The organism is Arthrobacter horti (assembly GCF_030731045.1).
In the GTDB taxonomy this organism is placed as follows: domain Bacteria; phylum Actinomycetota; class Actinomycetes; order Actinomycetales; family Micrococcaceae; genus Arthrobacter_E; species Arthrobacter_E nanjingensis.
The window spans coordinates 602,852-615,732 of record NZ_JAVALS010000001.1; the positions used below are offsets into that span (position 1 = coordinate 602,852).

At 68.2% G+C, this 12,881-nt stretch carries 10 protein-coding genes; 6 read left to right on the forward strand and 4 right to left on the reverse strand.

The window, feature by feature from the left end; translation table 11 throughout:
- Positions 1–2: 2 nt before the first annotated feature.
- The 3 genes from sufD to Q9R02_RS02870 are packed head-to-tail and all read right to left on the reverse strand — an operon-like array spanning position 3 to position 3,519.
- Positions 3–1,241: a Fe-S cluster assembly protein SufD gene (gene sufD, locus Q9R02_RS02860; protein WP_305995116.1), complete on the reverse strand. Its 1,239-nt coding sequence runs from the start codon at positions 1,239–1,241 to the stop codon at positions 3–5.
- Positions 1,241–2,704 carry a Fe-S cluster assembly protein SufB gene (sufB, locus tag Q9R02_RS02865; RefSeq protein WP_305995117.1) on the reverse strand — a complete coding sequence of 488 codons (1,464 nt, stop codon included), beginning with the start codon at positions 2,702–2,704 and terminating at the stop codon, positions 1,241–1,243. Before sufB ends, sufD begins: the two co-directional genes overlap by 1 nt.
- Positions 2,704–3,519, reverse strand: coding sequence for a helix-turn-helix transcriptional regulator (locus tag Q9R02_RS02870; protein WP_425279198.1), 816 nt, complete (start codon positions 3,517–3,519; stop codon positions 2,704–2,706). Before Q9R02_RS02870 ends, sufB begins: the two co-directional genes overlap by 1 nt.
- Before the next feature lie 178 nt (positions 3,520–3,697).
- Between Q9R02_RS02870 and Q9R02_RS02875 the strand changes: the two genes are divergently transcribed.
- From Q9R02_RS02875 to Q9R02_RS02885, 3 genes are read left to right on the forward strand one after another with little or no spacing between them, the layout of a single operon-like run.
- The gene (locus tag Q9R02_RS02875) at positions 3,698–4,678 is read left to right on the forward strand and encodes an ABC transporter ATP-binding protein (protein ID WP_305995119.1); all 981 of its coding nucleotides are present in this window, start codon (positions 3,698–3,700) and stop codon (positions 4,676–4,678) included.
- The gene (locus Q9R02_RS02880) at positions 4,675–5,460 is read left to right on the forward strand and encodes an ABC transporter permease (RefSeq protein WP_305995120.1); all 786 of its coding nucleotides are present in this window, start codon (positions 4,675–4,677) and stop codon (positions 5,458–5,460) included. The genes Q9R02_RS02875 and Q9R02_RS02880 overlap by 4 nt, the downstream gene beginning before the upstream one ends.
- A gap of 50 nt (positions 5,461–5,510) precedes the next feature.
- Positions 5,511–6,455 (forward strand): COX15/CtaA family protein, encoded by a 945-nt coding sequence (locus Q9R02_RS02885; protein WP_305995121.1) that lies wholly within the window; start codon positions 5,511–5,513, stop codon positions 6,453–6,455.
- Positions 6,456–6,545: 90 nt separating this feature from the next.
- Here the strand turns inward: Q9R02_RS02885 and Q9R02_RS02890 are convergent, their stop codons facing one another.
- Positions 6,546–7,499: a heme o synthase gene (locus tag Q9R02_RS02890; RefSeq protein ID WP_305995122.1), complete on the reverse strand. Its 954-nt coding sequence runs from the start codon at positions 7,497–7,499 to the stop codon at positions 6,546–6,548.
- 431 nt (positions 7,500–7,930) lie between these two features.
- On the opposite strand from Q9R02_RS02890, the gene tkt reads away from it, so the two are divergent.
- The 3 genes from tkt to Q9R02_RS02905 are packed head-to-tail and all read left to right on the forward strand — an operon-like array spanning position 7,931 to position 12,845.
- A complete protein-coding gene (tkt, locus tag Q9R02_RS02895; RefSeq protein WP_425279199.1) occupies positions 7,931–10,063 on the forward strand; it encodes a transketolase in 2,133 nt (710 codons plus the stop codon).
- Positions 10,064–10,108: 45 nt separating this feature from the next.
- Positions 10,109–11,224 (forward strand): transaldolase, encoded by a 1,116-nt coding sequence (gene tal / locus Q9R02_RS02900; RefSeq protein ID WP_305995123.1) that lies wholly within the window; start codon positions 10,109–10,111, stop codon positions 11,222–11,224.
- A gap of 7 nt (positions 11,225–11,231) precedes the next feature.
- Positions 11,232–12,845: a phosphoglucose isomerase-related protein gene (locus Q9R02_RS02905; RefSeq protein ID WP_305995124.1), complete on the forward strand. Its 1,614-nt coding sequence runs from the start codon at positions 11,232–11,234 to the stop codon at positions 12,843–12,845.
- The last annotated feature ends 36 nt before the right edge of the window (positions 12,846–12,881 follow it).

A 12,881-nucleotide genomic window follows, 5' to 3' on the forward strand; every position in this document is an offset into this window, starting at 1 on the left:
CCCTAGTTCTCGCCCGCGGTCAGTTCGCTCTCGATGGCCTCGGTGAGGCGCTCCTCGAGGGCGGGGACCTTGATCTTCTGGACGATCTCGTTCAGGAAGCCACGCACCACCAGGCGGCGGGCGACGTCCTCAGGGATGCCGCGTGCCATGAGGTAGAACAGGTGCTCGTCGTCGAAGCGGCCGGTGGAGGAGGCGTGACCCGCACCGGCGATCAGGCCGGTCTCGATCTCCAGGTTCGGCACGGAGTCCGCGCGGCAGCCGTCGGTCAGGACCAGGTTCTGGTTCTTCTCGTAGGAGTCGGTGCCCACGGCCTGCTTCTGGATGAGGCAGTCACCCACCCACACGGTGTGTGCACCGGCGCCCTGCAAGGCGCCCTTGTACAGCACGTTGGAGGTGCAGTTCGGCACGTTGTGGTCCACGAAGGAGCGGTGCTCCAGGTGCTGACCGGCGTCGGCGAAGTACAGTCCCAGGAGCTCGGCCTCGGCCTGCTCGCCGGAGAAGCGCACGTTCGAGTTCAGACGGACGATCTTGCCGCCCAGCGTCACGGCGATGTGCTTGTACACGCCTTCCTTGGCCACGAGGGCGTCGTGCTGGGCCAGGTGGATGGCGTCATCCTCCCAGAGCTGCACGGAGACGACCGTGAGCTCGGCGGCCTCACCGACGAAGATCTCCACGTTGCCGTTGTGGTTGGCGGAGCCCTCGTGCTCGATGATCACCACGGACTTGGAACCGGCGCCGGCTTCCAGCACGATGTGGCTGTTGGAGCGCTTGCCCGCGCCCTGGCCGCTGAGCACCACACGGACGGGCTCCTCCGGCTGGGCGCCGGCGGGCACGACGACGTGCAGCGCCTCGGGCGCATTGGCGGACGCGACGGCGGCGGCACGGTCGGCAGGGACCAGCGTGGTGGCGCGGGGCGCCTGGCCGATCGCCAGCGGAGCCGCCTGGAAGCCCTCCGGGGCCTCGACGACGGTGCGCAGCGCGTCGTCGTCGTTGGCGCCGTCCGTCAGGAGCGGCACCAGCTCACGCACGGGGGTGAAGCGCCACTCCTCCTCGCGGCCGTCCGGGAGCTTGAAGTCGGCCACGTTCTGGCTGGTCAGACGCTCGGCGCGGCTGGCCATGACGGTGGTGCCGTCATTGTGCTTGTGGTCGACCTTGCTGGAGACGAGCTGCTCGCCCTCCTCCGTGAAGCCGGCGATCGACGGGGCGCCGATGCGGGCCTTCTCAGTTGCTTCGGCAGTCATTAACCGACGGATCCTTCCATCTGGAGTTCGATGAGGCGGTTGAGCTCGAGCGCGTACTCCATGGGGAGCTCGCGGGCGATCGGCTCGATGAAGCCACGCACGATCATGGCCATGGCCTCGTCCTCGGGCAGGCCGCGGGACATGAGGTAGAAGAGCTGCTCCTCGGAGACACGGGACACGGTGGCCTCGTGGCCCAGCTGCACATCGTCCTCGCGGATGTCGATGTACGGGTAGGTGTCCGAGCGCGAGATGGTGTCCACCAGAAGGGCGTCACAGCGCACAGTGTTGGCCGAGTGCTTGGCGCCTTCACGGACCTGGACCAGGCCGCGGTAAGCGGCACGGCCGCCGTTGCGGGCCACGGACTTGGAGATGATGGAGCTCTTGGTGTTCGGAGCGATGTGCACCATCTTTGAGCCGGTGTCCTGGTGCTGGCCCTCGCCGGCGAAGGCGATGGACAGGGTCTCGCCCTTGGCGTGCTCGCCCACCAGGTACACGGCCGGGTACTTCATGGTGACCTTGGAACCGATGTTGCCGTCGATCCACTCCATGGTGGCGCCCTCTTCACAGATGGCGCGCTTGGTGACCAGGTTGTACACGTTGTTGGACCAGTTCTGGATGGTGGTGTAGCGGACGCGGGCGCCCTTCTTCACCACGATCTCGACGACGGCCGAGTGCAGGGAGTCCGAGGTGTAGATCGGGGCGGTGCAGCCCTCGATGTAGTGCACGTAGGAGTCCTCATCGGCGATGATGAGCGTGCGCTCGAACTGGCCCATGTTCTCCGTGTTGATACGGAAGTAGGCCTGCAGCGGGATCTCCACGTGGACGCCCTTGGGGACGTACACGAAGGAGCCGCCGGACCACACGGCCGTGTTCAGAGAGGCGAACTTGTTGTCGCCCACCGGGATCACGGTGCCGAAGTACTCCTTGAAGAACTCCGGGTGCTCCTTCAGCGCGGTGTCGGTGTCGAGGAAGATGACACCCTGCTTCTCCAGGTCCTCACGGATCTGGTGGTACACCACCTCGGACTCGTACTGGGCGGCCACGCCGGCCACCAGGCGGCTGCGCTCAGCCTCCGGGATGCCCAGGCGCTCGTAGGTGTTGCGGATGTCCTCGGGGAGGTCCTCCCAGGAGCCCGCCTGCTTCTCGGTGGAGCGCACGAAGTACTTGATGTTGTCGAAGTCGATGCCGGAGAGGTCGGCGCCCCAGGCGGGCATCGGCTTCCGGTCGAAGTACTTCAGGCCCTTCAGGCGCAGGTCGAGCATCCACTCGGGCTCGCTCTTCTTGCCGGAGATGTCCCGGACGACGTCCTCGTTCAGGCCGCGGCGCGCGTTGGCACCGGCGTCGTCCTTGTCGGCCCAGCCGTATTCGTAGTTGCCGATACCGTGCAGCTCCGGGTTCTTTTCCAGAATCTCGGAGATCACCGTACCCTCAGCCACTGGCTTCTCTGCTAGTTGGTCCGTCATCACGGCCTTTCTTGCTGGTGGTTGCGTCCGGTAGGAATGTGAGTGGTGCAGACATGTCCGCCGTTCGCCAGCGTGGAAAGCCGGCGGACGTCCACACCCAGAAGCCGCTCGAACACTTCGGTCTCCTTGTCACAGAAGACCGGGAACTCGGCGGCCAGGTTCTGAATGGGGCAATGCCCCTGGCACAGCTGGACGGCCGCCAGCTGCGGAGGGAGTGGTTTCTTGCTCACGGGGTGGATCCGCAGCACATTGGCGTTGGCCACGAAGCCATCCTGATTGAGCGCCTCCACGAGGGCGGTGGCCTTCTCCTCCACCGTGGGCCCGGCCGCGGAGATCAGCGGCGCGTAGCGCTCCTCCATGCCCGCGAAACGGCGCTCGGCGAAGGCCGCCACGGCCTCCTCACCGCCGAGTTCCGCGAGGTCGTGCAGGGCTGTCCGGGCGATGTCCAGGTAGTCGTCGCCCCAGTGCTGCTGACCCTGTGAGCTGATGACGTAACGGCGCGCAGGGCGTCCCGCCCCGGCACCCGGCTTCGCCATGCGCTTGACTTCGATGACGCCGTTGCGCTCAAGCTGGTCCAGGTGCCTGCGCACGGCCGCCGGCGTGTAGCCGAGGAGCCTGCCGAGTTCGGCGGCGCTGATGGGGCCGTGTTCCAGGACGGCGGCACGCACCTTGTCGCGGGTCCTCTCCTCGGCCTCGACCAGAGACCCGGAGGAACCGTTCCGTGCGGCGCGCACGGTCACACCCGCGGTGCCCGTGCCGGGGCCCGCGGTCAGGCTTTCGGGGCGCCTGCTCGTGGGAGTGTCCATGGAATACACAACACAATCATCATCAAATAAGTTCCCGCCTTCCACTAAGGCTAGGCTGACCTGGTGAATGTGACCAGAGAGCATGGTCACATTCCGCGTCAGCCGCCGTCCGCCCGGCCGCCACGGCCCACGGCAGCGAAGCTGGGAGCTCCCTGAGCACACCTTCTACCTCCCGTAGAATGCTAAGGTGCGTTCCGCTGCTCCCCCCGTCCTCCTGCTCGACTCCCTCGTCAAGGATGTCGGACCTGTCACCGCCCTTGACGGCCGCATGATGCGCGTCGTCGCCGGCCTGTCCATGACGGCCCACGCCGGCGAGGTCACCGCCCTCCTCGGTGTCAACGGCGCCGGTAAGACCACCACCCTGGAATGCGCCCAGGGTCTCCAGCGGCGCACCGAGGGCCGCATCGAACTGCTCGGCGAGGATCCCGACCTGGCCGGGCCATCACTGAGGGCCCGCGTCGGCGTGATGCTCCAGGACGGCGGCCTGCCGCCGTCGGCCCATCCACTTCCCCTGCTGCGCCACATCGCCCGCATGTATCAGGACCCGTGGCCGGTGGACGATCTGGTCCAGCGCCTCCAGATCGCCGAGTTCGCCCGCACCAATGTGCGCCGGCTCTCCGGCGGCCAGAAGCAGCGCCTCGCCCTCGCCGCCGCGCTGCTCGGCCGGCCCGAGGTCCTGTTCCTGGACGAGCCCAGCGCCGGCATGGACCCGCAGTCCCGGCAGCTCGTGTTCCGGCTGATCGAGGACCTCAGGGACTCCGGCATGGGCATCATTCTCACCACGCATCTGATGGACGACGCCGAGCGGCTGGCCGACTACGTCTACATCATCGACGCGGGGCGCGTCGTCGCCGAGGGTACGGTGCCGCAGCTGCTCGCCCGGCAGTCGGCCGGCAGCGACGACGCGCGCACCCTCACCTTCGAGGCGGCGCCTGGGCTGAGCCTCGGCCTCCCGGAGCGGCTCAGTCTGAGCGAGGGGCGCCCCGGGTTCTACGCGATCGACGGCGTCCGCTCACCGGCTGACCTCCGCAGTATCGCCGAGGCGTGGGAAGCGGCACAGCTGCTCCCCCACTCCCTGGCCATGTCCACCCCGACTCTCGAAGAGGTCTTCCTGGACATCGCGGCGGAGAGCGCCGACCGAACACTCACCGAAGGAGGCCGGAAGTGACCCCGGCACAAAGCACTTCACTGCCGCCCCTCGGCGCCCGGCAGAGTCCTGCGTCGCCGGCCGCGCGCATCCTCGCCCAGGGCCGCTACGAAACCATCACGATGCTGCGCAACGGCGAGCAACTCGTCCTGGCCATCGTGATGCCCCTGCTGGCACTCTTCGCCCTCAAGTTCACCCCCGTCCTGGACGGACTCAACGGCTCCCGCATCGACATCGCCGTGCCGGGCGTCCTCGCCCTGTGCACCCTCTCGACCGCGTTCACGGGCCAAGGTATCTCGACCGGTTTCGACCGCCGCTACGGAGTCCTCCGTTTCCTGTCCACCACCCCGTTGGGGCGTGCCGGACTGATCTCCGGCAAGGTCATCGCCGTATTGTCCGTGCTGGCGGTGCAGACCGCAGTGATCTCGGTGACCGGCCTGCTGCTCGGCTGGACCCCGTCCTGGACCGGCACCCTCCTCGCCGTGCCGCTCCTGGTGCTCGGCGCGGCGGCCTTCACCTCGCTCGGGCTCCTGGTGGCCGGCACGGTCCGCCCGGAGGCCACCCTGGCCCTGACGAACCTGCTGTGGATCGTCCTGGGCGCCCTGGGCGGCATCGTGGTCCCTCCCGGCCGTCTGCCGGGCCTGCTCGGAGAGGTCGCCCCCTTCCTGCCCTCCGGTGCACTCGGCGACGCCTTGCGTGCGGCGCTCCTGCACGGCGCGATCGATCCACTGGCCGCGATCCTGTTGGTCCTCTGGACGGCCGTGGCCGGCGGGCTGGCCGTCAAATGGTTCAAATGGAACTGACGTCCTTGAAGACAACGAAGAACTCAGACAACGATGGTTGAGGTACACGCATGAACGCCAGAACCGGCACGAGCGGCATCGCCGCCCGGTTCATCCAGTCACTGCCGACCGAGGTGGACTCCCGGGTCCGGAGGCTGTCCATCGCCTCCCTCGTGGGCCAGATCGTCCTCATCGGCACGGGCGGCGCCGTCCGCCTGACCTCCTCCGGGCTCGGCTGCCCCACCTGGCCCCGCTGCACCTCCGGCTCGCTCGTGAACACCCCGGAGATGGGCGTCCACGGCATCATCGAGTTCGGCAATCGCACCCTGACCTTCGCCCTGGCCCTCGTCGCGGTGCTGATGCTCGTGGCCCTGTGGCGCATCCGCCGTGAACGCCGGGACCTCTTCCTCCTCGCGCTCGGCCTCCTGGCGAGCATCCCCGCCCAGGCGGTCATCGGCGGCGTCACCGTGCTGACCCAGCTGAATCCGTGGGTGGTGGGCCTGCACTTCCTGGTCTCCATGGCTTTGGTCATCTTCTCGATGCTGCTGGTCAACCGCGCCTACGGCCGGACCGGCCGGTTCATGAACCGCTCCCTCGAAAGCGTCCCGGGCAGCGCCGCTCCGCTCACGGCGGCCACCGCCTTCTTCGCCGCCCTCGCCGTCGTGCTGGGCGTCATGGTGACCGGCGCCGGCCCCCACGCCGGCGACGCCAACGCACCCCGCAACAACCTGGACTGGGACGTGGTGGCGCACTTCCACGCCGTCCCCGCTTACCTGGTCACGGCCGGCGTCGTGGTCACCGTGATCCTGGCATTCCGCCGTGGCCTCCGCGGCCCGTTCCGCACCGCCGCGCTCACCCTGCTCGGACTCACCCTGCTGCAGGCCGTGATCGGTTTCGTCCAGTACTACAACGGCATCCCCGGCCTGCTGGTCGGCACGCACATGGTGGTCGGGGCCCTGCTCATGGCCGCCGCCACGAATCTGGCCGATCTGGGCCGCTGGAGCCCCAAGGCCTGAGTCCGCTCATGACAGAAGGCCCCGCCCTCTGAATTGTTCAGTTTGAACAATTCAGAGGGCGGGGCCTTTGTCGTGAGCCGGGGTTTCCTGTCAGAAGCCGCCCATGAGCGGCGCGCCGACGAACGGATCCACCGCGAGGGCCAGGAACAGCACCGTCAGGTAGCTGATGGAGCCGTGGAAGACCTTCATGGCCCGCTTGCTGTCCACGGTCTCATCCTGAGCCTGGTTGTACAGCGCGTGGGACTCCCAGAGGAACCAGGCGCCGGACAGCAGGGCGGCCACGGAATACACCCAGCCGGCTCCGCCCACCGGGATCATGAGCAGCGAACAGGCCACCATGGCCCAGGCGTACAGGACCACCTGGACGGAGACGACCTTGGCACCGGCGATGGCGCCGAGCATGGGGACCTCTGCCTTGCGGTAGTCCTCGCCGTACTTCATGGACAGCGGCCAGTAGTGCGGCGGCGTCCACAGGAAGATGACCATGAAGAGCACGATCGCCGGCCATTCGACGGTATCCCGCACGGCGGCCCAGGCGATCAGGACCGGGAAACAGCCGGCCGCACCGCCCCACACGATGTTCTGGGCCGTGCGGCGCTTCAGGACCAGCGTGTAGATCACCACGTAGAAGAAGATGGCGCCCAGGCCCAGAAGAGCGGACAGCCCGTTGGCCCCGAACCACAGGATCAGGATGGAGACCATGCCCAGGACGGTCGCGAAGATCAGCGCCTCCCGGGGGCTCACCTCACCGGTGACGAGCGGGCGGTTCTTGGTGCGCTTCATCACCTTGTCGATGTCCCGGTCGATGTAGCAGTTGAACGCCCCGGCACTGCCGGCTGCGAAGGCGCCGCCCACCATGGTGGCCACCATCAGCCCGATCGAGGGGAAGCCGCGCTGCGCGAAGATCATGGTGGGCAGGGTGCTGACCAGAAGGAGTTCGATGACGCGCGGCTTGGTCAGTGCCACGTAGGCCTTGAGCTTGCGGCTGAAACCGCCTCCCTGCGGCAATGACGGTGTGCGGAGGGCGGATTCTGAAGTACTCACGGCTGCGTTGACCTGGTTTCTGCTTCGCGATGGGTGAACAGGGACCGGACGGCGGTCCCGCGCTCTGTGGCACGGGGCCCGGTCCACAGACCGGCCCTCCTCCATTCTACCGTGACGGACAAGCACGTCACCCGCGGGACGTGCGTCAGCTGAGAGCGATCTCTCAGACGAGTTCATCTTGGCAATAAATCACACTTAATAATCGTTATGCCCCCAGAATCAGCCGTCTTCGGGCTAAGCTGATCACAGCTCGGCTCGCCCGGCCTTCTCCTCCGTCCGTGACGGCGGGAATGGATCCGGAGTGAGCCGGTTATTCAACGGTGAACGAGGGTGCGGACTATTCTCCCGGCGGGCGCCACATGGTGCCCCTGGCACAGGACCCGCAGGGTGGCCGCACTCTCGAGGACTCAAAGAGAAGGGGCCCGGTTTACGTGTCACATCTGGAAGAACAGCCACTGTCCTGGACCGACCTTGATCGGCGTGCGGTGGACACGGCTCGTGTGCTGGCCGCCGATGCCGTGCAGAAAGTCGGCAATGGTCACCCCGGCACCGCGATGAGCCTGGCCCCGGTGGCCTACCTGCTCTACCAGCGCGTGATGCGTCACGATCCGGCGGATACTCACTGGATCGGCCGTGACCGTTTCGTCCTGTCCGTCGGCCACTCCTCGCTGACCCAGTACGTGCAGCTGTACCTGGGCGGCTTCGGCCTGGAGCTGAAGGACCTCGAGGCGCTGCGCACCTGGGGTTCCTTGACCCCGGGCCACCCGGAGTACGGACACACGAAGGGCGTGGAGATCACCACCGGCCCGCTGGGCCAGGGCCTGGCCTCCGCCGTCGGCTTCGCCTACGCGGCCCGCTACGAGCGCGGCCTGTTCGATCCGGAGGCGGCCGCGGGCACCAGCCCCTTCGACCACCACGTCTACGTCATCGCCGGCGACGGTGATCTGCAGGAAGGCGTCACGAGCGAGGCGTCCTCGCTGGCCGGCCACCAGCAGCTCGGCAACCTGATCGCGATCTACGACTCCAACCAGATCTCCATTGAGGGCGACACGAACGTCTCCTTCACCGAGGACGTCAAGGCCCGTTACGAGTCCTACGGCTGGCAGGTCCTGGAGGTCGACTGGCGCCGCACCGGCGAGTACGTCGAGGACCCCCAGGAGCTCCTGAACGCGATCGAGGCCGGTAAGGCCGAGACGTCCAAGCCGACCCTGATCGTGCTGAAGACCATCATCGGCTGGCCGGCTCCGAACAAGCGCGGCACAGAGTCCGTGCACGGCTCGGCCCTGGGCGCCGACGAGGTCGCGGCCACCAAGACGCTCCTCGGTTTCGACCCGGAGCAGTCCTTCGTGGTCGAGGACGCCGTCATCGCCCACACCCGCGAGCTGGGTGGCCGCGCCGCCGAGGACCGTGCCGTGTGGCAGCAGGGCTTCGACGCCTGGGCCACCGCGAACCCGGAGCGCAAGGAGTTGCTGGACCGCCTCGAGGCCCAGGAACTTCCCGCCGATATCGAGTCCGCTCTGCCGGTCTTCGAAGCGGGCACCGAGATCGCCACTCGCGCCGCGTCCGGCAAGGTCATCAATTCCCTCGCACCGGTCCTTCCGGAGCTGTGGGGCGGCTCCGCGGACCTCGCGGGCTCCAACAACACCACCATCTCCGGGGCCTCCTCCTTCATCCCGGCCGAGTGGTCCACGCACGACTGGTCCGGCAGCCCGTACGGCCGGGTGCTGCACTTCGGGATCCGCGAGCACGCCATGGGCTCGATCCTGAACGGCATCGCCCTGCACGGCCCCACCCGTGCCTTCGGCGGCACGTTCCTGATCTTCAGCGACTACATGCGTCCCGCGGTCCGTCTGGCGGCCCTGATGAACGTTCCCTCGATCTTCGTCTGGACCCACGACTCCGTCGCCCTGGGCGAAGACGGTCCCACGCATCAGCCGATCGAACAGCTCGCCACCCTGCGCGCCATCCCGAACTTCACCGTGGTCCGCCCGGCCGACGCGAACGAGACCGGCGCCGCCTGGCTGGAGATCCTGCGCCGTCACGGCGGCCCGACCGGTATCGCGCTGACCCGTCAGAACGTGCCCGTCTTCGCACGCGGTGAGGGCGAGGCCTCCGGGGAGACCTTCGCCTCGGCCTCCCTCGTCTCAAAGGGCGCCTACGTTCTGGCCGAGGCTCCGAACGGCACCCCGGACGTGATCCTCATCGGCACCGGCTCCGAAGTCCAGCTGGCGGTCGCCGCCCGCGAGGCCCTGGCCGCCGAGGGTATCAACGCCCGCGTGGTCTCCGCCCCGTCCCTGGAGTGGTTCGCCGAGCAGGACGAGGACTACCGAGAGTCCGTGCTGCCGGCCGGCGTCAAGGCCCGCGTGTCCGTCGAAGCCGGTTCCGTGCTGTCCTGGCGTGGCATCGTCGGCGACGCCGGCCGCTCGGTGGGCATCGACCACTTCGGCGCCTCCGCGGACTACAAGACGCTGTTCCGCGAGTTCGGCATCACCACCGAGGCCGTCATCGCCGCCGCGAAGGAGTCCCTCGCGGCGGTGGGCGAGACCGCAGCCGCGCGTGCCTGAACCGCGCCCTCTCCCTGCAGAACACAACGTAAGGTTTCAGTGATCATGACCATTCACACAGCTGAACTGTCCAATGCCGGCGTGTCCATCTGGCTCGACGACCTCTCCCGCAAGCGCCTGATCACGGGCAGCCTCGAGGAGCTCATCGCCTCCAAGAACGTGGTCGGTGTGACCACCAACCCGTCGATCTTCCACGCCGCCATCACCGGCAGCGACGACTACGACGCTCAGATCGCTGAGCTCGCCAAGGCCGGCGCCGATGTCGAGAAGGCCGTCATGGAGATCACCACCGCCGATGTGGCTGAGGCGTGCGACGTCTTCGCCGGACTCGCCGCCACCACCGATGGTGTGGACGGCCGCGTCTCCATCGAGGTCGACCCGCGCAAGGCCTGGGACACTGCCGGAACCATCGCCGAGGCCAAGGTGCTGCATGCCAAGGTCGGCCGTGACAACGTCCACATCAAGATCCCCGCCACCGTGGAAGGTCTGGAGGCCATCACGGCCACCCTGGCCGAGGGCATCAGCGTCAACGTGACCCTGATCTTCTCCCTGGAGCGGTACCGCGCCGTCATCAACGCCTTCCTCTCCGGCCTGGAGCAGGCGAAGGCCAACGGTCACGAGCTGTCCAAGATCCACTCCGTCGCCTCCTTCTTCGTCTCCCGCGTGGACACCGAGATCGATGCGCGCCTCACCGCCATCGGAACCGAAGAGGCCGCCGCCCTGAAGGGCAAGGCCGGCGTCGCGAACGCCCGCCTGGCCTACCAGGTCTACGAGGAGGTCTTCTCCTCCGAGCGCTGGAACCTCCTCGCCGAGGCCGGCGCCCGCCCGCAGCGCCCGCTGTGGGCCTCCACCGGCGTGAAGGACCCGGCCTACCCGGACACCCTCTACGTCACCGAGCTGGTCGCGGCCAACGTGGTCAACACCATGCCGGAGAAGACCCTCGACGCCGTCGCCGACCACGGCGTCATCACCGGCGACACCGTCTCGGGGACGTATCAGGAGGCCAACACCGTCCTGGACGCCCTGGACGCGCTCGGGGTCTCCTACAACGACGTCGTGGCCAAGCTCGAAAGCGAAGGCCTGGAGAAGTTCGTCGCGGCTTGGAAGGAACTCCTCGACGATCTGCAGAAGGCACTCGACTCCGCATCCAAGGAAGGCTGAGAACCCCATGAGCACCCTGAGCTACGACGCCGCCGGAGCCGCGGCCGAGGCCACGAGCCGTCACCTCGGTGAGCTGGTCCAGGACCGTGTCGCCACCCGGATCATCGCCAAGGACGCCACGCTGTGGGGTCCCGACGCCGAATCCGAGTCGGCCATCCGCCTCGGCTGGGTGGAGGCCCCCGCGGTCTCCCGTCCGCTCGTCGCGGGCATCGTGAGCCTGCGCGAGGAGCTCGCCGCGGAGGGCATCGACCATGTCGTCCTGTGCGGCATGGGCGGATCCTCCCTGGCGCCCGAGGTCATCACGGCGACGGCCGGCGTCGAGCTCACGGTGCTGGACAGCACCGACCCGGAGCAGGTGGCGGCCGCACTGGCCGACCGCCTGGACCGGACGGTCGTCGTGGTCTCCTCCAAGTCGGGTTCCACGGTGGAAACCGATTCCCAGCGCCGCGCGTTCGAGGCCGCCTTCGACGCGGCCGGCATCGACGCCAAGCGCCGGATCGTGATCGTCACCGACCCGGGATCGCCCCTGGACGAGGCCGCGCGTGCCGCCGGCTACCGCGCCGTCTTCAACGCCGACCCCAACGTCGGTGGCCGTTTCTCCGCCCTCACGGCCTTCGGGCTGGTCCCGTCCGGCCTGGCCGGCGTGGACATCGAGGCGCTGCTGGATGAGGCCGAGGAGACCCTGGAGATCCTCAACGAGGACGACACGGACAACATCGGCCTGGCCCTCGGAGCCGCGCTCGGCGGCACCGTGCCGCTGCGGGACAAGATCGTGATCGTGGACAACGGCTCCGGCATCGTCGGTTTCGCCGACTGGGCCGAGCAGCTGATCGCCGAGTCCACCGGCAAGTTCGGCAAGGGCGTGCTGCCCGTCGTCGCACCCACCGACGCCCCCGAGCTGACGCTCGGCGCGGAGGACGTGCTGGTGGTCCGTCTCGTCGCCACGAACGACGACGACGCGGCGGCCACCGGCGACTCGGCGGTCATCGCCGGAGGGCTCGCCTCCCAGATGGTCGTCTGGGAGTTCGCCGTCGCCGTCGCCGGTCGCCTGCTGGGCATCAACCCCTTCGACCAGCCCGATGTGGAGGCGGCCAAGGTCGCCGCCCGCGGTCTCCTGGATGCCCGTCCCGAGCCGGTCCCCGCCGACTTCACCGACGGCGCCATCGAGGTACGCGGCGGTTCCTGGCTGAACGGCGCCACCACGGCCGAGGGCGCCCTCAAGGCGCTTCTGGCCCAGCTCGGGGAGCGCGGCTATCTGAGCGTCCAGGCCTATCTGGACCGGATCGCCTACCCGCAGCTGGCCTCGGTGCGCAATCCCCTGGTGTCCTCCACGGGACGACCTGTGACGTTCGGCTGGGGACCCCGCTTCCTGCACTCGACCGGGCAGTTCCACAAGGGCGGCCCTGCCGTCGGCGTGTTCCTGCAGATCACGGCCGCGAGTGGCACGGACGTCTCCATCCCGGAGCGCCCCTTCACCTTCGGCCAGCTGATCACCGCCCAGGCGGACGGCGACGCCCAGGTGCTGGCCGAGCACGATCTGCCGGTCCTGCGCCTGCACTTCACCGACCGGGCCGCCGGCGTGAGCCAGTTCCTGGGGCTCGTCGACGGCCTGAACGCCTAGCCCAACCCATCCCCCTATCGCTAAGGCTCACCACGC